The organism is Kitasatospora sp. NPDC058218, assembly GCF_042882445.1.
Taxonomy (GTDB): domain Bacteria; phylum Actinomycetota; class Actinomycetes; order Streptomycetales; family Streptomycetaceae; genus Kitasatospora.
Genome location: NZ_JBHVWC010000035.1, coordinates 18606 through 39702, shown reverse-complemented (window position 1 = coordinate 39702; position 21097 = coordinate 18606). Strand labels below are relative to the sequence as shown.

The following is a 21097-nucleotide window of genomic DNA, read 5'->3' as shown; positions in this document are numbered from 1 at the left end:
TCGCTCCGGGGCCGGTGGAGCCGCCCACGCCGGGGCGGCTCCACCCGTGCCTGGTGTCGTCAGGCCCCGACGGGGCCGTGCTTCTTGGCGCCCGCCTCGTCGGAGGCGATGATGCGGTGGACGTACCTCTCGACGAACTGCTCGTCGAACGGCGCCGCGGGATGGTCGTCGCCGCCCAGCACGTGCTCGCCGGCGAGGCCGGCCCCGAAGGTGAGCGTCAGGTTGTCCGGCGTCAGTCCGTCCACGAGTGCGGCGATCCGGGCCAGCGCACTCGTGGTGTCCGCGACCGCGAAGGCCAGGGCCCGCTGCTTCCACTCGTCGAACGGCACCAGCTCACCGGAGCCCGCCGCCGCGCCGACCATCTCGAAGAAGCGGTTGAAGCTCGGCGCCCCGGCGTTGACGAAGTCGTAGTCCCGGCCGATGCGGTCCCGCTCGTCGAGCATGATCGCGGTGATGGTCCGGGACAGGTGGTCGACCGGCAGGACGGCCGCGAGACTGGCGCCCGTGCTCGGGAAGCACCCCAGGGCCATGCTGCCGGCGACCAGGTTGTGCAGGAAGTCGCCGCGGTCGAGCCGGAAGTGGCCCGTCGTGGCCGACGGCCCCACGAACGGCAGCCGGTACACCGAGGCCTTGGCGCCGCGCCAGCGCGCCGCGGTCACCATCTGCTCCGCCATCCACTTGGAGGTGACGTAGCCGTACTCCATCTCGTCCGGCGTGACCTCGTACCCGAGGTAGCGCGGCAGGGTCCCGAAGGTCGACATGACGTGCACCGACTTGCCGCGGCCCGTCGACGCCAGCCGCAGGGCCTCGTGCACACCGACCACGTTCGGGCCGATGTAGTCGCTCAGGGGCCGTACCCAGTCCACGAGGGCGCCGGAGTGGCACACCGCGTCGACCTCGTCGGCGAGTCGGCCGAACGCCTCGTCCGTCAGCCCGAACAGGGGCTGGGACAGGTCGCCCACCACCGGGTGCAGCAGCGACGCGAAGTCGTCCTGCCACATGCCGTAGCTCGACAGCACACCGGTCAGCCGCCGCGTGGCGCTCTCCTGGTCATCGGCCCGCACCAGGCAGTGCGTGGCGACGCCGGCGGCCAGCAGTTCGCGCAGGAGGAAGGCGCCGACGAAGCCCGTGGCGCCGGTGAGGAACACGGATTCCGGACGCCCCAGGTCGCCCCGGCAGTTGTCGAACCGCAGCGTCGGGTCCAGGTAACCCTTGCGCACCGGCGCCATGTCGAGACCGGCCGCGTTGTCCGTGTCCGTCGCACCGGCCGGCCCGGCAGTGTCCTCACCGGTGGAGACGGCCGCCTCCGACGGCGCGTCCAGGCCACGCTCCAGCAGTTTCTCCAGCAGGAACTGAGCCAGCGACTTCAGGTTCGGACGATCGAGCGCGATCTTCGCCGGCAGCGCGAGGCCGGTCATGTCCGCGAGCTGGTTGCGCATCAGGACGGCGGTCAGCGAGTCGATGCCGAGGTCCTGCAGCGGCAGGCCGGGGTCCACGTCGTTCATCGAGGCGAAGCCCAGCGTCCTGGCCACGCCCTCGCGGACCATGTCCAGCACGACCGACTCCTGCTCCGCCGGAACGGTCTGGCCGAGCAGCCTGCGCAGACCCGCACCGCCGTCGCCCTTGGTGCGTGCGCCGCTGCCACCGCGGGTGCTCAGCAGCGAGCGCAGCAGCGGGGGCACGCCACCCTGGCCCTCGTAGTAGCTCTGGAGGCTGGTGAGGTCCAGTGCGGCCGCCACGGTCAGCGGGCGGCCGCTGCGCACCGTCTCCTCCAGCAGCTCCAGGCCGTCCTGCGGAGAGAGCGCGTCCATGCCGGTGCGGCTGATCCGGGCCCGGTCCCGCTCGCTGAGCGTCGCGGCCATGCCCTCGCCGTCCCACGGTCCCCAGGCCACCGAGGTGGCCGGCAGGCCCTGGGCCCGGCGCAGGTGCGCGAGCGAGTCCAGGAAGGCGTTGGCCGCCGCGTAGTTGCCCTGGCCCGGTGCCCCCAGGATGTCGGAGATCGAGGAGAAGAGCAGGAAGAAGTCCAGGTCGACGTCCTGCGTCAGCTGGTGCAGGTGCCAGGCCCCGTCCACCTTCGGCGAGAAGACGGTGTCCAGCCGTTCGGGCGTCAGCGCCGACAGCGCACCGTCGTCGAGCACACCGGCCGCGTGGACCACACCGCGCAGCGGACGGTCGGCGTCGAACAGGGCCAGCACCGAGGCCATGCTGTCCGCGTCGCCGGAGTCGGCGGCCACCACCGTGGCGGTGGCGCCGAGCTCCTCCAGGCCGGCCACCAGCGCGACCGCGCCGGGGGCGTCCGGGCCGCGCCGCGAGGTGAGCACGAAGTCGCGCACCCCGTGGGCGTCCGCCAGCCAGGTGGCGACCTGCCCGCCCAGGCCCCCGACGCCACCGGTGATCAGCACCGATCCGCCCGGCTGGACGAACTCCTTCTGCTCGGTGGGTGTCAGCACCACCTTGCCCACGTGCCGGGCCTGGGCCATGAAGCGCAGCGCGTCGGACGTGGCCGTCATCGGGAAGCTGCGCAGCGGCAGTGGCGTGAGCTTGCCCGCCGCGAACAGCTCGGCCAGCGACACGAGCATCGCGTGCATCCGGTCCGGACTGGCCTCCAGCAGGTGGTAGACCCGGTACTTCACGCCGGGGTGGTTCTCGTCCACCCACGACTGCTCCCGCAGGTCGATCTTGCCGAGTTCCAGGAAGCGTCCGCCCTCGCCCAGCATGCCGAGGCTCGTGTCGATGAACGCGTCGGCGAGCGAGTTCAGTACGACGTCGAAGCCGCGTCCGGGCGCGGTGCGGCCGAACGACTCGACGAAGCCCAGATCGCGGGAGGACGCGATGTGGTCGTCGTCCAGCCCCATCTCGCGCAGCGCCGCCCACTTCGGCTCGCTGGCGGTGCCGTACACCTCGGCGCCGTGCAGTCGTGCCAGCTGGACGGCCGCCATGCCGACGCCGCCGGCCGCGGAGTGGACCAGCACCCGCTCGCCCGGCTTCAGCGCGCCCAGGTCGTGCAGGCCGAACCACGCCGACAGGAACGCCATCGGGACGGTCGCGGCCTCCTCGAACGTGAGGTTCTCCGGGACGCGGACCACCCAGCGCGCGTCGGTGACGACCTCCGCGGCGAACGAGCCCTGGCCGAGGCCCAGCACCCGGTCGCCCACCCGGACGTCCTTGACACCGGCACCGACCTCGGTGACCACGCCGGAGAACTCCATGCCGAACACCGGGAGCTCGACCATGCCGAGCGCGTTGAGCACGTCCAGGAAGTTCACCCCGGCGGCCTTCACGTCGGCCCTGATCATGCCCGCCGCCAGCGGTTTCGGGGTCACCTTGCGCACCGACAGCGGCTGGTCCAGACGGCCCTTGGCGGCGATCTCCAGCTGCCAGCGGCCCTCCGGGGGCAGGGTCAGCTCGCCCGAGGCGCCGACCCGTTCGAGATGCGGGACGAGTACCTCGCCGTGCCGCAGCACGCACTCCGGTTCGTCGGAGAGCATCAGCGCCGGGGCGAGAGCGGCCAGATCGGCGTCCTCGTCGCCGAGGTCGAGCAGGCGCAGCGCGAGGTCGGGGTGCTCGCTGCGGGCGGTGCGCATCAGGCCCCACAGCGGTCCCGCGCCGAGCCCGGAGGCCATGTCGTCGGCGTTGACGCCCACTGCGCGGCGGGTCAGCCACACCAACGGTGGCACGAACCCGGTCTCGGCGGCGGTGTGGAGCTGGCCGAGTGCCGCGGCGGACTGCGTGTGCGCCCCGGCCAGGGTGTCCTTGCCGGCGTCCCACAGGCAGATGACGCCGTCGAGCTCCTCGGCCTCCTCCAGAGAGCGCACCTTGAACGCCTGGACACCGGCCCGGCTCAGCGCCCTCTTCACCTCCGCCGCCCACGGCACGTCACCGCCCGGCGACAGCAGGCCCCAGGAACCGCCGACCTCCGCCTTCTCGGTGTCGGCCGACCGCCAGTTCACCTCGAACCGGAGCCGGTCCACGCCCTCCGCGGCCAGCCTTCGCAGCACCGCGCGGTCGACCCGCCGGGCGTGCATCCGCTCCAGTCGGCCGACGTTCTCGCCGGCGGAGTCGAAGAGGTCCAGGGACGCGTGGAACTCGCCGTCGCCCATCTCGAACTCGGCGACCCGGACCCACACCTCCGCCAGGCCCTTCTCCCGTATCGACAGGCGTTCCGCCTCGAACGGCACGAGCACGTCCTCGGGGTTCGTGTTGTGCATCCGCATGCTGAAGAGCTGCGACTGCATCGCCGAGTCCAGCAGGGCCGGGTGCAGGACGTAGGAGCGGGCGGTGTGCGCGGCCTCCTCGGGCAGGGCCGCACGGGCCCACACCACCCCGTCGGCCTGCCACGCCTCCTGAATGCCCCGGAACACCGGGCCGAACTCGTAGCCGACGGTGTCCAGTTCGTCGTAGAGCGCGGATATGTCGAGACGCTCGGCACCCGGCGGTGGCAGCACCACGGCGCCTGCCGTGACGGGCTTCGCGGGCACGATCCGGCCCTCGGCGTGCAACAGCCACTCGCCGTCCCTGCGGTCCGGCGCGCTGTACACCTGGACCGGCCGGGAGCCCTCGGACTCCTCTCCCACGACGACCTGCAGGCGGGCGGGTGCGCCGCCGGCGAACACCATCGGGTACAGGAAGTCGACGTCGGCCACGTCCCATTCGCCGGGCGCGGTGGCGTCGGCGGCCGAGCGCATCGCCTCGATGTACGCGGTGCCCGGCATCAGGACGGTGCCCATGATCTGGTGGTCCTGCACCCACGCCGGCTCCTCGGGCGCCACCACGGTCGTGAACACGGCCGTCTCGGTGCCGGCGATCCGTACGACGCCGCCCAGCAGCGGGTGGTCGGTGTCGTCCAGACCGGCGCCGACCGAGCGTTGCGTCGACGGCTCGAACCAGAAGCGCTCACGCTGGAAGGCGTAGGTGGGCAGGGCGACCCGCTCACCGCCGGCGGGCCCGAACCAGCCCCGCCAGTCGACCGGCACGCCCCTCACGTGGAGCTCGGCGAGGCTGCCCAGGGCGACGGCGGAGCCGTCCTTGCCCGCGGCCAGCGACGGCAGCCACGCGACGTCGGTCTCGTCGGCCAGGCACGCCACGCCCATGCCGGAGAGCACCGGCTGCGGACCGAGCTCCAGGAAGGTGGTGACGCCCTCGCGGTGCAGGGCCGCGATGCCATCGCTGAAGCGCACCGCGCGGCGCACCTGGCGCACCCAGTAGGAGGCCTGCTCGAACTCGCCCGGCGCGGCCGGGGCTCCGGTGAGACTGCTGACCAGCGGGATCGTCGGGGGACGGTACGTCACGGTCTCGGCGACCGCCTGGAAGCCGGACAGCATGGCGTCCATGTGGTGGGAGTGGAACGCGTGCGACACCGTCAGTTCCTTGACCCGGCGTTCCTGGCCGGCGAAGTGCGCCACCAGGGCCCGCACGGAGTCGGTGTCGCCGGAGACGACGGTCTGTGTCGGGGTGTTGAGGCCGGCCAGATCGATCGTGCCGGTCAGGTCCAGCTCCCGCACCGCGGCCTCGACCTCGGCAGCGCCGGCCTCGATCGAAGCCATCGCGCCGCGGCTGGGCAGCGCCTGCATCAGGCGGCCCCGGGCGGCCACCAGACGGGACGCGTCGGCCAGGTCGAAGACGCCGGCGACGTGCGCGGCGGCGAGTTCACCGATGCTGTGGCCCAGGAGCAGCTGCGGCCGCACGCCCCAGCTCTCCCACAGCCGCCACAGCGCCACCTCCAGCGCGAAGAGGGCCGGCTGGGTGAAGTCGGTCCGGTCGAGCAGCGCGGCGTCGGCGGTCCCCTCCTCGGCCCACATGACGTCGAGCAGCGGACGGTCCAGTTCGGTGAAGTGGGCGACGATCTCGTCGAGCGCGTCGCGGAACGCCGGATGGGTCTCGTACAGATCCCGTCCCATGCCGACCAGTTGACTGCCCTGCCCGGTGAACAGCAGGGCCAGGTGCTGCTCCTGGGCAGTGTCACCGGTCCGCGCGGCGCCGGGCGGGGTCTCCCCGCTGCGGGCGAAGGAACCGAGTTTGTCCAGCAGTTCGGATCTGTCCTTCGCCATGACCACGAGCCGCTTGCGGAAGTGGCTGCGGGTGGTGGCCAGCGAATGCGCCAGGTCGAGAAGCCGGTCCTGGATGTTCATGCCCACGTACTGGTGCAGCGCCTCGGCCTGCGCGCGCAGGGCGGCGTCGGTGGACCCGGACACCACGAACGGCAGCGTCGACGGCGGCTGCGCCGCGGTCCTGTCCGACGGGAGGGGCGCCGGCGGTTCCTCCACGATGACGTGTGCGTTGGTGCCGCCGATGCCGAACGAGCTCACGCCGGCGCGGCGCGGCCGCTCCTTCGGCAGCCACGGCTGCGGCTCCCGGGCCAGGGCCATGTTCGCGCCTGCCCAGTCCACGTCCGGGGTGGCTTCGGAGACGTGCAGGGTGCGCGGAATCACGTTGTGCCGCATGGACAGGACGACCTTCATCACACCCGCCAGGCCGGCGGCCGCCTGGGTGTGGCTGAGGTTCGACTTGACCGAGCCGACCCACAGCGGTTCGTCGGGGTGACTGCCGCCGAAGACCTCGCCGAGGGCGGTGCCCTCGATGGGGTCGCCGAGGCGGGTGCCGGTGCCGTGGGCCTCCAGGTAGTCGATGTCCTTCGGCTGCAGCCCGGACGCGCCGAGGGCCGTGCGGATGACCTTCTGCTGAGCGGGTCCGCTGGGCGTGGTCAGGCTCGCCGCATGGCCGTCGTGGTTGACGGCGGTGCCGCGCAGGACGGCATGGATGGTGTCGCCGTCGCGTTGCGCGTCGGAGAGCCGCTTCAGGATGACGACGGCGACACCCTCACTCCATCCGGTCCCGTCGTTGTCGGCGGAGAACGACCGGCACAGCCCGTCGGGCGACATCCCGCGCAGCCGGCTGAACTCGACGTTCATGTTGGACGTGAGCAGGATCGTCGCGCCGCCGGAAACGGCCAGGTCGCACTCGCCGTCACGCAGCGCGTTGGCGGCGAGGTGAGTGGTCACCAGGGACGACGAACAGGCCGTGTCGATCGTGATGGTCGGGCCTTCGAGGCCGAGCACGTGGGAGATCCGGCCGGACGCGGTCGCGAGCGCGGAGCCCGTACCCACGTACCCGTCCAGGTCGGCTATGGAACCGCCGGTGGTGATGCCGTACTCGTGGTACGAGGAGTTCTTGCCGACGCCGATGTACGTGGCGGTCTGGCTTCCGCGCAGCTGGTCGAGCGTGTAGCCCGCGCGTTCGAACGCCTCCCACGTCGTCTCCAGCATCAGTCGCTGGAGCGGATCCATCGCGTGCGCCTCCCGCGGCGCGATGCCGAAGAACGACGCGTCGAACATGTCGATCGGCGTGGCGAGGAAGCCCCCGCGGCGTGTCACCGACTTGCCACGCACATCCGGGTCGGGGTCGTAGATCGCGTCGGCGTCCCATCGGTCGGCGGGCACCTCGCTGATGCCGTCGGCCCCGCGCTCCAGCAGGTCCCACAACTCGTCCGGGCTGCTCACGTCGCCGGGAAGCCGGCAGGCCATGCCGATGATGGCGATGGGCTCGTCCTCCGCCCGGCGGCTCGACGGGATCTGCGTCGGGCCGGTCCGGGTGCCGGTGAGGTGCGCCGCCAGGGCCTTGACGGTGAAATGCTCGAAGAGCTTGGCCGAGGAGATCGGCCGGCCCAGCACCTTCTCCAGCCGGGTCTGGACGCGGACCACGCGCAGGGAGTCACCGCCGATCTCGAAGAAGTTCTGGTTGACGCCGATGCGGTCGTGGCCCAGTACGTCCGACCAGATCGCGACGATGTCCCGCTCCAGCTCGTTGGCGGGCTTGGCGATGGCTCCGGGGTCGGTGACCGGGCTCGGCAGGGCGTTGCGGTCGATCTTGCCGTTGGGGGTGAGCGGGAACTCGTCGAGCTCGACGAAGAACGTCGGCACCATGTACGCGGGCAGCCGCTCGGCCAGCCAGGGGCGAAGGAGGCGGCCCATCGACTCCTTGGCGGGCTCGCCCGCCGCGGGCACGTTCGCATACCGGGCCAGCGTGGCGCGGTCGGTGGCGGCTGCCGGGCGCAGGCTCAGGTCCGGCGTCAGGCCCGGGTGCCAGAACACCGCGTCGAACGTCCACTTGTCACCGGAGCGGCTGGGGAGCAGCGCGCATTCCAGTCCGGCCTCCTGGGCGACCTCGCTGAGGTCACGGGGATCCACCGGGAGGGCGTACGGTTCCGTCGACTCGCCGAGGGCCCCGACCCGATCGGGCACCCCGGCGAGCCGGCCGTTGGGCACGTCGGTCAGGCGCAGCGGCCCGCCGTCGAGGCCGGCGAGCAGCGCGGGCACGGCTGCGATCTCCAGCGACTCGGTCCGCCAGTCGTGCTCGGCGCCGGCGGCGTGCGCCTCCGGGGCGCCGCCGACGTGGATCGTCACGTCGTAGCGGTAGCGAGTCATCTCGTTGACGTGCCGGCTGTTGCGCAGCATGACGTCCACGCGGGTGATCTGCGGGAAGAGGGAGGGGAGGTCGGCGAAGTAGTCCGGCGCGACGACCAGTTCGCGCTCGGCCCGCACCGCGCGTTCGACGTGGCGGGCCACCTCCTCGGGCGCGAGGTCGTCGTGGCGGAACTGGACCACGTCGGCATGGAACAGGCGCAGCAGCGACAGGTCGCGGATGTCACCGAGGAACACCCGCCCGTCCGTCACCGCGGTGGTCGCCCACTCCAGCACCGAGGTCAGGTAGTCGACGCTCGGGAAGTACTGGGCCACCGAGTTGACGATCACGGTGTCGAAGGAGCCGGCGGCCACGGCCGGCAGGTCGTGCGCCGGGCGGTGCTCGCACGTGACGTTCGGCAGCGACCGCAGGTGGTTCCGGGTGACCTCGACGGCCTGGGCCGAGGCGTCCACCGCGTGGTACGCGGTGCAGTGCGGCGCGACGGCGAACATCATCAGGCCGGTGCCGAAGCCGACCTCGAACACGCGCTGGGGTGCGTAGGACAGGATGCGGTCGACCGAACCGCGCTGCCAGTCACGCATCTCGGCCACGGAGAACGGCAGACCGTCGTAGCTGTTGCGCCAGCCGGCCAGGTTGAAGGTGGCGTCATCGGCGTCGGACTCGTAGGCGCGGTCCCAGGCGCCGGCCCACTCGGCCAGCGCGGCGCGCTGCACCTCCTCGTCGTGGGCGGACTCGGTGGGCGCGGCGGCCTCGCGGACGCAGTAGGCGACCAGTTGCTCGTCGCGGCCGACGACGACTGCGCGGGCGATGTCGTCGTGGGCGGTCAGCGTCGCCTCGATGTCGCCCAGTTCGATGCGGTAGCCGCGGAGCTTCAGCTGGCTGTCGTTGCGGCCGAGCACGCGAAGCGCGCCGGGTGCGACGAACCGGGCCAGGTCGCCGGTGCGGTACAGCGTGTTGCCGGCGCGGAACGGGTCGGGGACGAAGCGGCCCTGGGTCTGCTCGGGGGCGGCGTGGTAGCCGTGTGCCACGCCGGCGCCGCCGATGCACAGTTCTCCGGAGAAGCCGGGCGGCACCGGCGCGAGGTTCTCGTCCAGGACGTAGAGCTGGGTGTTGGCCACCGGCCGGCCGATGACGACATCGCCCTCCGGCTCCACCCGCCAGATGCTGGACCAGACGGTGGTCTCGGTGGGCCCGTACATGTTCCAGACGGCGTCGCCGCAGCCGAGCAGACGGTCGGCCAGTGCGCGCGGCAGGGCCTCACCCCCGCACAGGATCTTGCCCAGGCGGGGGTCGCCCTGCCAGCCCGCGTCCAGCAGCAGCTGCCAGGTCGCCGGCGTGCCCTGCATCATCGTGATCCCGTGACGCTCCATCAGGCCGATCAGCGCGTTCGCGTCGACCGTCTCGTGGGCCTGGGCGATGACCGTGGCGGCCCCGCTGAGCAGCGGCAGGAACAGTTCCAGGACCGCGATGTCGAAGGAGATGGTGGTGACCGCCAGCAGCCGGTCGGTCTCGGCGCAGCCGGGCTCCCGGCGCATGGACTCCAGCAGGTTGCACAGCGCGCCATGGCTGATCTCCACGCCCTTGGGCGTGCCGGACGTGCCGGAGGTGTAGATGACGTAGGCGAGGTCGTCGGCCTGGACCTCGACGCCCGGGTCGGCGGCGTCGCCGTCGGCACGCCCGCCGGCAGCGTCCGTGATGCTCAGGCAGCGCGTCGACCACTCGGCGAGGTTGGCGGGTGTCGCGGTCGGGGTGAGGACGATCCGAGGGTCGGCGTCGTCGATCACCTGGCGGATGCGTTCCGCCGGGAACGCCGGGTCGACCGGCACGTAGGCGGCACCCGTCTTCAGCGCCGCCAGCACGGCCACGACGACGTCGGGCGAGCGGTCCAGCCCTATGCCGACCAGGTCGCCGCGGCCGATGCCGCGCTCGATCAGCGTGCGCGCGACACGGTTCGCCCGGCTGTTCAGCTCACCGTAGGTCAGCCGCGTGTCGGCGCAGATCAGTGCGACGTTGTCGGCGTGACGCTCGGCGGCCTGCTCGAAGAGCGTGTGCAGGCGGTGGCCGAGGACGGCGTCGTCGTCGGTGGCGTTGAAGGCGTCGGTCAACGACGCGCGCTCCGACGCCGAGAGGATGTCGACGGACGCCAGGGTCTCGTCGGCCAGCCCGGGTACGCGGTCGCACCAGCCGCCGATCTGCGCGGCCAGGCGCGCGACGTCGCCGCGGGCCAGACGCCGGGCGTCGAAGTGGAACTCGACCGTCTCGCCGTCGGGTCGGACGACCAGGTTCAGCGCCGGGCGCCGGCCGTCCGCGGGCTCCGCCGCATCGGCCCACGAGATCATCACGTCGGGTATCAGGTCGCCGGCGTCCCACAGCCGGCGCAGCGTCTCGTCCCGTCCGATCTGGTCACGGCGCAGCCATCCCTTCTCCTGCCCGAGACGGAACTCCTCGGCGACCGCCCGGAGGTTGTCGGCGATCGTCCGGCCGGGGTCGACCGTGGCGCGCAGCGGCAGCCAGGCGGCGAACAGGTCCCGGTAGCCGGGGTCGATCCCGTCGCGGGGTGCGGCGACGGCGAGAGTGAGGTCGAACGCCCCGGCCGCCCGGCTCAGGTACGTGCTCACCAGGCCGGCCAGGGCGGACGCTCCGCCGGGAGCGGCGCAGCGCGCGACGACGGGAGCGGCGTCCTGCTCGGTGCCGGAGGCCTGCGGTGTGAAGGGCAGGCGGAACGGGTGGGCGTCGGCGCCGAGACGCTTGCGCCAGTGAGCGGCGGCCTTCGACGCCCGGGTGCCGGTCTCGGTGATGCCGTCCCGGAGCGCGTCGCCGGGAGCCAGGAGGATCAGGCCGGTCCGGACCGCGTTCTCCGTCCGGAGGCTGTCCGGGTCGACCGGCTCGCCCTCCAGCGTGCTCAGCCGGATCAGGCGAACGGCACCGGTGGCCGTGGCCACGTTCAGGCCGTCCGCGTCGCAGGTCAGCACCTCGCCGGGTGCGGCACCGGGGGACGCCGCGCCGACGCGGGCCTCGCGGACGGCGAGAATGCGCCCGTTGACGTTCACCTTGGGCCACACGAGCGGGCAGCCGAACAGCCCGTGGTCGGTCGCCCGGACCATGGCGACGATGTCCTCGGCCTCGCGGGCCCAGTCGATCAGGCCCTCGGCGGAGAACTGCGTGTGCCGGGAGAAGTAGCGACGCGCGGCCAGGTCCTGAGGGGCGGCGGCCTCACGGCCTTCGGCGATGTCGCCGACCAGTTCGGCCACGCTCGCGACAGCCGCCTCGTCGCACTTCACGCCCAGCGACAGCGCGGTCTCGTCGGGCTCGACCGGCACCGGTATCCGCTTGAGGATGTCGCCGCCGTCGACCAGCTCGCCGATCCGGTGCCACGTGATGGCGTAGTCGCTCTCACGGTTGGCGACGGCCCAGGAGGGTGCGTTCAGGCCGGCGTACTCGGGCAGCGGACCGTAGTGGTAGTTGACGCTCGTCCCATGCGCGCATGCCAGCAGTGCCTCGGGGATCAGGGCGTCGTTCCCGATGCTGAGGAGCACGTCGCACGACAGCCGGGCCGGGTCGAGAAGCGCGTCATCGAGGTCGTGGTGGCCGATTCCCGATTTGACGGCCCAGGCGCGGACCAGGGCGTCGCCGGTCACCACCGCCCGGACCCGGTGCCCTGCCGACAGCAGCGCCTCACCGCAGCGAGCGAGGACACCACCCTTACCGATCAGAACCACGTTCAGAGTCCGCATCACTGTTCCCCCATCAGTCTCAGTTCCCCCGTCGCGGAGTTTCAGAGCGATCAACATCGACGACGCGTGGTCATGATGTGCCACTACTTGATGCTCGTCAAGAAGATTCGTCCGCAAGGCCGTTAAGGCCCTGTCAGCTGACGCGACATCAGTTGGCGAGACCCTCGGAAGGTCCACGGCCCCGGGAATCCCTCCGGCCCGGACTGTCAATCCCCTGGTTTGGTAGAGGTCTTCCTGTGTGGCCAGGCCCTCGTGCCGGCGGCTGGCCCGTGCTTCGCCGATGATCCGTTCGAACTCTGCGGGCGGTGGTCCGCCGGCGGCGCTGTGCCTCCGGCGCGTGTCGTAGAAGTCGGTGAGCCGGGTGGCGATCTTCGGCCGCGCCTCGGCTCGGGTGACGACGTGGTGCCGGTGGACGTACTCGACCTTGATCAGCGAGTCGAAGCTCTCCGCGGCGGCATTGTCCAGGGCCGTGTGAGCGCCGGAATGGTTCCGGTTCCCCGGGAGGTCGGCCCTTCGGGACGAGGGTGTTCTCGCTGTGTCGGCCGGCCTCGAAGTCGTCGATGTTGCGGATGGTGGTGTCGATGACCTGGCCGACGGCGGTGTGGGTGAAGTAGGCCTGGTGGGAGGTGATCAGGACCTGGGGGAAGGTGACCAGGCGGGCGAGGGTGTCGTCGCTGATGCCCTCGACCGAGCGGTCGTAGAAGAAGACGCCGGTCTCCTCCTCGTAGACGTCGAGGCCGGCACGGGCACCGGTTCACGTGAAAGAGGAAGGTGGGACGGTGCCGCCGGTGGGTGGTGCGGGAGCAGGGGTGCAGTGGCGTAGGGGTGCAGTGGCGCAGGGCTTCGCCAACCCGCCATCTCATACCGGCCGTTCGGGCACGGGACGCCCTCGGCCAGGAATACGGCAGCGCGTTCGAGCGTAGCAGGGGAGCCCCGGCGCACCAGGATCGATCACCGGCACGCCGGGAGCCCGCCGGGTCGGTCAGGCCCACTCGCCGGCCGTCCGAGGGTCCGGCCGACGGTGCGTCAAGAGCGGCCTGCTGACGGTGAACTCCCGGAAACGGCGGGCTGCTTCGGAATGGTAGGCGGCCCGGTTCCACACCAGGGCCAGCACCCGGTGGCAGTTCGGCGCCGCCACGTGCACCCAGGCCACCGGCACGTGCGTGTCGGTGCCGGCCAGCCGGGACATCGCCGGAATGAGGCCGATGCCCAGGCCGCTGCTGATCATGTCCTGACTGGCGCCCGGCTCGTCGCCCTCGCAGGACAGTCGCGGGCTGAGCCCTTCGGCGGCGAACATCCGGTCCAGCAGGGCGCGTTGCCAGTGCCCGCGGCGGGTGGTGACGAAGGGCTCGTCGGCGAGCTCGGCGATCGTCACGCTCTCCCGGCCGTCCAGCCAGTGCCCGCGCGGCACGGCCAGCAGCACTTCCTCACGGAGCAGCTCGACCGACTCCAGGTCCGGGCCGTCCAGCGGCTGCGAGGCCACGCAGAAGTCGACCTCCCCCGCACGGAGTTGGCGGTCCATCTCGTGCACGGTCGACTGGAAGAGCCGCACCTCGGCGCCCGGGAAGGCGGTCCGGAAGCCGCCCATCAGATGGGTGACGGTGAGCAGGGTCTCGGAGGCCACGCCGACCCGGCCGAGCCCGGTCTCCCGCGCCTCGCTCAGCGCCCGGCGCGCGTCGTCGAGTTCGCTCAGCGCGCGGTCGACGTGGCGCAGGAACACCACTCCGTACTGGTTCAGCCGGATCCGCCGGCCCTGCCGGTCGAAGAGCGGCGAGCCCAGCTCGGCCTCCAGCCGGGCGATGGTGCGGCTGAGCGAGGGCTGGGCGACGTTGAGCTCCTCGGCGGCGCGGCTGATGTGCTCGAAACGGGCGACGGCCTGGAAGTAGCGCAGTTGCAGCAAATCCACGGTTCACCTCTGCTTATGCCTCATGGGTTATCCATACATAGCAAAACCGGTCTTGGAAGGCATAAGCAAGCCTCGCCTAACGTCCTCGGTGGGGTTCGTCGCACAGGTGGTGGGCAGCACTCCTGCCCACCACCCGCACACGCGTAGCGAGGAACCCTCCCTCCCTCCCCTCCCCTCCCATTTCCCTCCTCCTATCCCCTGTCCGCCTGCCGACCCGGGGGCCAACCGCCCCCCAGGAAGGTCGCATCATGAGCGCTGCGGATCTGGCCCGACTCCAGTTCGCGGCCACCACCAGCGTGCACTGGCTGTTCGTCATCCTCACCATGGGGCTGGTCCCCATCGTGGCGATCATGCACACCCGGGCCGCGTACACCCGGGACCCCGCCACCCGCGCGGTACGGGAACGCATGACTCGCTTCTGGGGCCAGCTCTACGTCATCAACTACGCGGTCGGGATCGTCACCGGCCTCGTCATGGAGTTCCAGTTCGGACTCAGCTGGAGCGGCCTGAGCAAGTTCGCGGGCAACGTCTTCGGCGCCCCGCTGGCGCTGGAGACCCTCATCGCCTTCTTCGCCGAGTCCACCTTCCTCGGCATGTGGATCTTCGGCTGGGGCCGGCTGGGCCGCGGCGTGCACGTCACGCTGATCTGGCTGGTCGCTCTCACCGCGTACGCCTCGGCGTTCTGGATCCTGGTCGCCAACGGCTTCCTCCAGCACCCGGTCGGCTACGAGGTGCGCGACGGCGCCGCCTACCTGACCGACTTCGGCGCGCTGCTGACCAACGCCAACGCCCTGGTGGCGCTCGGCCACCTCGCACTCGCCGCGCTCACCACCGGCGGCATGTTCGTCGCCGGCATCAGCGCCTGGCACTTCGCCAAGGGCACCCGGGAGACCGCGCTGTTCCGCAGCTCGCTGCGCCTGGGCGTCTGGATCAGCATGTCGGCCTCGTTCTTCGTCATCATCGTCGGCAACCTGCAGATCCCCGTGATCGAGCGGACCCAGCCGATGAAGGCGGCCCTCCTGAAGGGCGGCGGCGTCGCCGAGGAGCAGGCGCGGCTGGTCGCCCAGCACGGCCCCGGGGACTACGTGCCCTGGCAGGGCTGGGTGAGGAACTCGATGGACCTGATGACGATCCTCGGCAACACGGTGTCGACCATCACGTTCGTCGCCGCCTTCCTGCTGCTGAAGGACCTGCTGGTGCGCAAACGCTGGCTCGCCTACTTCATGACCGCGATCATCCCGCTACCCTTCATCGCCTCCGTCGGCGGCTGGGTGGTGCGCGAGGTCGGACGCCAGCCATGGCTCGTCTACGGGGAGCTGACCGTCGAGGACGCGCTCTCGAACGTCGGCAGGGGATCCCTGATGGTGTCCTGCGTGGTGTTCATCGCCATCTTCACCGCCCTCGCGGTGACCAACTGGACGCTGATCACCCGCTTCGCCCGCCGCGGCCCGGACGGCGCCCAGCTCGGCGCCGGCGAGCCGCCCGCCGACGACCTGCCCGGTGCGGGCGGCTCCGACGGGAAGCAGCCGGTCCCGGTCTTCTGAACCGGACCACCGGCCCCGCGCCGAGATGAACTCCACTGACATGACGGAAGGTTGGGATACATGAGCCTGGAAACCCTCTGGCTGGCCCTCCTCGGCCTGCTGCTCGCCGGTTACTTCGTACTCGGCGGCTACGACTACGGCGTCCAGATGCTGTCCCCATTCCTCGGCACCTCCGGCGGTACCCCGACCGGCCCGCGGGAGCGGAACGCCGCGCTCGACGCGATCGCCCCGTTCTTCCTCGGCAACGAGGTCTGGCTGGTCGCCTTCGCCGGCGTGATGTTCGGTGCCTTCCCGCACCTGGAGGGCAGCCTGCTGTCCGGCTTGTACCCGCTGATCGTGGCGATCCTGGTCGGCCTGGTGCTCGGCAACGCCGCGATCCAGCTGCGCGGCCGCTCCCGCGACCCCCGGGCCCTGCGCCGGTGGAACGCCCTGGTGGTGCTGGGCGGTGCACTGCCCGCCGTGTGCTGGGGCATCGTGGTCGGCCTGCTGCTGCACGGCGTGCCGCGCCGGGCGGACGGCTCCTTCCACATCGGCGCCGGCGACGTGTTCGCCCCGTTCACGCTGACCTGCGGGGTCGCCACCGCCCTGCTCTTCGCCGGGCACGGCGCGGCCTTCGTCGCACTCCGCTCGGAACCCGAACTCGCCGCCACCGCACGGCGGGTGGGCGCCACGCTGGTCGCCTCGGCCGGCGTCGCGAGCGCCCTCGCGCTGGTGCTCTCACTGTTCGGGGCGGGGGCCTCGATGACCAGGCCGGGCACCTCGGCGGTGCTGTTCGCCCTCGTCGCGGCGGCCCTCGCGGCCGGCTGGTGGTACCTGACCCGCGGGAACGACACCCTGGCGTTCACCGCCACCTGCGCCGCCACCGCGCTGCCGGTGCTACTGGTCGGAGCCGGCCAGTACCCGTACCTGCTGGCCGCGTCCTCCGGGGCGGGGCTCACCGTCGACGACGCCGTCGCCGACCATGCCACGCTGAAGCTGCTGATCGGGTTCGGCGTGGTGGTCGTCCCGGTGATCCTCGCCTACCAGGCCTGGAGTTGGTGGGCGTTCCGCGGCCGGACCGGCCGGCGCCACCCCAGCTATTTCTGACCCACCGCCGTCGGCCGCCCGCCCGTTCGCGACCGGCCGACGCCCGTCGGCGGCCCGCCACGCGCGGCACGCGGCCGGCGGCAACACCCGGGAGGGACCACGGGATGAAACCGGTCGAACACCGCCTTCGGCGCGAACTCCAAGTGCTGCGCCACCACTTGACCACCTCCGCCGGACTCGCCCTGCTGGGCGCCGGACTCGTCGTCGGCCAGGCCGGCCTGCTGGCCGGCCTGCTCGCGGACGGCTTCGCCGGACGCGGCCCGCGGGCCACCGGCCTCGCCGCCCTCGGAACCGTCCTCGCCCTGCGCGCCCTGCTGGCCTGGGCCCGTGGCGCCCTCGCCCAGCGCACCGCCGCCGAGGCCAAGCGCGTGCTGCGCGACCGCCTCGCCGAACGCCTGCGGCGCACCGGCCCCCGGCGCCTGGCCGCCCGCCGGCACGGCGAGACGGTCACCCTGGTCACCCGCGGCCTCGACGCCCTGGACCCGTACCTCACGGGCTACCTGCCCACCATGGCCGCCACCGCCGTCGTCCCGCTCGTGGTCGTCGGATGGCTGTGGTGGACCGACTGGAGCTCCGCGCTGATCGTCGTGATCACGCTTCCGCTGATCCCGGTGTTCGGCGCACTCGTCGGGATGCACACCGCTCGGCGCACCGCCCGGCAGTGGCGGCTGCTCGCCCGGCTCGGCGGCCACTTCCTCGACGTGGTCGCCGGACTGCCGACGCTGCGCGCGTTCGGCCGTGAGCACCACCAGAGCGGGGTGGTGCGGGAGATGGCCGACGCCCACCGCCGGGCCACCATGCGGACGCTGCGGGTGGCCTTCCTCTCCTCCCTCGTGCTGGAGACCGTCGCCACCCTGTCGGTGGCGCTGGTCGCCGTCCCGGTCGGCCTGCGGCTGCTGGCCGACGACCTGGACCTGCGCACCGCCCTGGTCGTCCTCTTCCTCGCCCCCGAGGCCTACCTGCCGCTGCGCGCGGCGGCTGCGGCGTTCCACGACAGCGCCGAGGGCATCACGGTGGCCGAACGGGTCTTCGCCGTCCTCGACGACGAGGAGGAGCCGACGGTGGCGGGCGCCTCCGCCGTCCTGCCCGGCCCCGGCCCCGGCCCCGTCCCCGCCGCCGCCGTCGGCCCCGGCCCCGGCCCCGGCCCCTGCCCTGTCACCGTCCCTGTCCCCTGCCCCGACGCCCGGACCGCGCGGCTGCGGCTGGACGGGGTCACCGTCCACCACCCCGACCGTGCCGCGCCCGCCCTCGACGCCGTGTCGCTCACCGTCCACCCTGGCGAGCACCTCGCCCTGGTCGGCCCGAGCGGCGCCGGAAAGTCGACCCTCCTCGCGCTGTTCCTCGGCTTCGTCACCCCCGGTGCGGGCCGGGTCCTGGTCGACGGCACCGACCTCGCCGCGCTCGACCCCGAGGCCTGGCTCGCCCAGGTGGCCTGGGTGCCGCAGCGCCCGCACCTGTTCGCCACGACCGTCGCCGACAACATCCGCCTCGGCCGCCCCGACGCGACCGACGCCGACGTTCGCGCGGCCGCCCGGGCCGCCTGCGCCGACGGCTTCGTCGACGCGCTCCCGCAGGGGTACGCCACGCCACTCGGCGAGCACGGCGCCGGGCTGTCCGCCGGACAGCGCCAACGGATCGCCCTGGCCCGTGCGTTCCTCAAGGACGCGCCCGTGCTGCTGCTCGACGAGCCGACCGCCCACCTCGACCCGGAGAGCGAGGCCACGGTCACCCGGGCCACCGTCGACCTCATGCGCGGGCGCACCGCGATCGTGGTCGCCCACCGTACGAGCCTGCTGCCGTACACCGACCGGACCGTCACCGTCCGGGCGGGCGTGCTGGCCGCCGACGGGCTGGTGCCCGCATGACCCGTCCACCGCGCCCCGGAGCCCCGGTACCCCAGCCCGCCACCACCCCTGGTTCCCAGTCCGCCACCACTCCTGGTTCCCAGTCCGCCACCACTCCTGGTTCCCGCCCCATCCTCCGTCTGCTGCGCCACCTCCTCCCGTACCGGCACCGGCTGCTGCCCGCCGCCCTCGCCGCCGCCGGCAGCGAACTCAGCGGCGCCGCCCTGACGGCCACCGCCGCCTGGCTGATCACCCGTGCCGCCGAACAGCCGCCGATCTCCGCCGTCGCCCTCGCCGTCGTCGCCGTCCGCGCCCTCGCCCTGGGCCGCGGCACCCTGCGCTACGCCGACCGCCTGCTCGGCCACGACGGTGCGCTGCGCGCCGTCGCCGACTTCCGCGCCCGGGTGTACGAGGCACTCGTCCCGCTCGCCCCGGCCGGCACCCCGGCGTTCCGCAGCGGCGACCTGCTGACCCGCCTGGTCGACGACGTCGACGCCGCCCAGGACCTGCTGCTGCGCGTCCTGCTCCCGGCCACCGCCGCCGGCCTGGTCGCGCTCGCCGCCACCGGCACCGCCCTCGCCCTGCTCCCCTCGGCCGGACTGCTGCTCGGGGCGCTGCTCGCCGTGGCGGGACTGCTGGTGCCCGCCCTGGTGCTCGCGCTGTCCCGCCGGGCCGCCCGCACGGAGAAGGCCGCGCGCGCCGAACTCGCCGCGCTCACCGTCGACCTGACCGAGGGCGCCGCGGACCTCGCCGCGTACGGCGCCCGCGGCCGCGTCCACGCGCGGGCGGGCGCGGCCACCGCCCGGATCGCCGCCCTGGAACGCCACAGGGCCCTGACCACCTCGCTCGCCTCCGCCGTCGTCCTGCTCCTCCAAGCCACGGCCACGGTCGGCGTCACCTGGCTCGGCCTGAACGCCCACACCGACGGCCGGCTGCCCGCCGTCCACCTCACCGTCCTCGCGGTGCTCGCCCTGGTCTCCTTCGACGCCCTGGCCGGCCTGCCCGCCGCCGCCCGCCGGCTCGCCGACGTCCGGGCCCGCGCCCGCCGGCTCGCGGACCTCATGGACACCCCGGCCCCGGTCGCCGACCCGGCCGACCCAGCCCCGCTACCCGCCGACGGACCGCTCGGCGTCGAGATCACCGACCTACGGGTGCGCCACGACGCCGACGGCCCGGCCGCCCTCGACGGCGTCAGTCTGCGGCTGGCGCCCGGCCGCAGGGTCGCGCTCCTCGGCGCCAGCGGCTCCGGCAAGTCCACGCTGATCGCGGTGCTGATGCGGTTCGTCCCGTACGAGAGCGGCAGCATCCGGGTCGGCGGGCGCGAACTGCGCGACTGCGCGGGCGCCGACGTCCGCCGCGTGATCACCGGCGTCACCCAGGACGCCCACGTCTTCCACACCACGATCCGGGCCAACCTGCGCCTGGCCCGCCCCGACGCCACCGACGAGGCTCTGCGCGAGGCCGCCCGCCGGGCCCGGCTGCTCGACTGGATCGAGTCCCTCCCCGACGGCTGGGAGACCGTGCTCGGCGGCGACGGCGCCACCATGTCCGGCGGCCAGCGCCAACGCCTGCTGCTGGCCCGCGCGCTGCTCGCCGACCCGCCGGTCCTCGTCCTGGACGAACCCACCGAGGGCCTCGACCCGGACACCGCCGCCGCCGTCCTGGCCGACATCCTCGACGCCACCCGCGGCCGCACCACCCTCCTGGTCACCCACGACCACGCCGCCCTCGAAGCCGTCGACGACATCCTCACCCTCACCGCCGGCCGCCTCGCCACCACCTCGTCGAGGCGATCAAGGCCGACCGCAAGGACCCCAGCGGCCCCTGCGTCTTCCCCGCCTACTTCGCGGTCCAGCTGATCGCCGCCGCCATCAAGGCCGCCGATCACGGACGGTCCGGGTCCCGACATCTGGGTCAAGGACGGCGTTCTCGTCACCTACGAGGGACTGACGCTGTCCACCTTCGACAAGGACGCGGACGGCAGGAGCACGGTCTTGACCGCGACCTCGCGTTCACCAAGCCCCACTTGCCGGCCATGGCCAGCGGCGGGCTGAGGTCCCAACAGCTCCCACACGGGAGACGCCTGCGATCCGGTGACACGTACGACACGGACCGGGCAGGTTCGGGAATCCTCTGTCGCTCGTACGGGTGAGCCGCGTGGGGTGGTGCGGGTGTTCGTGGTCGTTGAGGGCAATGATCGGGCCCGTGGTCCGCGCGGCGGACCGCGGCGGCATGGCGTTTGGGCTGCGCTGTCGGAATCGGGTGAAGGGCGGCTCGCCGCCGATCGGAACGGTTGGGAAGGGGTCGCCCACCGAACATGGTCCGCTGACGAGGCCTTCTGCCTGGGATCCTTCCTCGGTTAAGTTTGCCGACAGGTGAACCTGACGGATCTCCTGCGGCTCACGTGCCTCTCACGGACTGGGTGGCATGAGGTGGGGTCAGGCGTCATGCGGGGCGGACGAGGTAGGCCCTGACCTGCGGAATTCAGACCGACGAATACTAGTCGGACGCCCGTTCGACCGCTGGGGGTCAAGGGGTCTTGGGCGAGAGGCGGGCGCCCGACTC

The 21097-nt window shown here is 72.6% G+C and carries 6 protein-coding genes and 1 pseudogene; 4 read left to right on the top strand and 3 right to left on the bottom strand.

Features of this window, described 5'->3' with window-relative positions; translation table 11 throughout:
• Positions 1 to 59: 59 nt before the first annotated feature.
• The 3 genes and pseudogenes from ACFVYI_RS22250 to ACFVYI_RS22240 all read right to left on the bottom strand — a co-directional run bounded on the left by ACFVYI_RS22250 (position 60) and on the right by ACFVYI_RS22240 (position 14058).
• Positions 60 to 12152, bottom strand: coding sequence for an amino acid adenylation domain-containing protein (locus ACFVYI_RS22250; RefSeq protein ID WP_387888234.1), 12093 nt, complete (start codon positions 12150 to 12152; stop codon positions 60 to 62).
• Between the two features lie 511 nt (positions 12153 to 12663).
• Positions 12664 to 12891: pseudogene (locus ACFVYI_RS22245) on the bottom strand (2-hydroxyacid dehydrogenase); the annotation flags it as partial.
• 243 nt (positions 12892 to 13134) lie between these two features.
• Positions 13135 to 14058 carry a LysR family transcriptional regulator gene (locus tag ACFVYI_RS22240; RefSeq protein WP_387888232.1) on the bottom strand — a complete coding sequence of 308 codons (924 nt, stop codon included), beginning with the start codon at positions 14056 to 14058 and terminating at the stop codon, positions 13135 to 13137.
• Between the two features lie 248 nt (positions 14059 to 14306).
• Here ACFVYI_RS22240 and ACFVYI_RS22235 point away from each other — a divergent pair, with 248 nt between their 5' ends.
• The 4 genes from ACFVYI_RS22235 to cydC all read left to right on the top strand — a co-directional run bounded on the left by ACFVYI_RS22235 (position 14307) and on the right by cydC (position 20391).
• Positions 14307 to 15602: a cytochrome ubiquinol oxidase subunit I gene (locus ACFVYI_RS22235; protein WP_387888230.1), complete on the top strand. Its 1296-nt coding sequence runs from the start codon at positions 14307 to 14309 to the stop codon at positions 15600 to 15602.
• A 60-nt stretch (positions 15603 to 15662) separates the two neighbouring features.
• Positions 15663 to 16688, top strand: a complete 1026-nt coding sequence (gene cydB, locus ACFVYI_RS22230; protein WP_387888227.1) for a cytochrome d ubiquinol oxidase subunit II — start codon at positions 15663 to 15665, stop codon at positions 16686 to 16688.
• A 104-nt stretch (positions 16689 to 16792) separates the two neighbouring features.
• Positions 16793 to 18553, top strand: a complete 1761-nt coding sequence (gene cydD / locus ACFVYI_RS22225) for a thiol reductant ABC exporter subunit CydD (RefSeq protein WP_387888224.1) — start codon at positions 16793 to 16795, stop codon at positions 18551 to 18553.
• Positions 18550 to 20391 (top strand): thiol reductant ABC exporter subunit CydC, encoded by a 1842-nt coding sequence (gene cydC, locus ACFVYI_RS22220; protein ID WP_387888221.1) that lies wholly within the window; start codon positions 18550 to 18552, stop codon positions 20389 to 20391. The genes cydD and cydC overlap by 4 nt, the downstream gene beginning before the upstream one ends.
• Positions 20392 to 21097 lie beyond the last annotated feature (706 nt).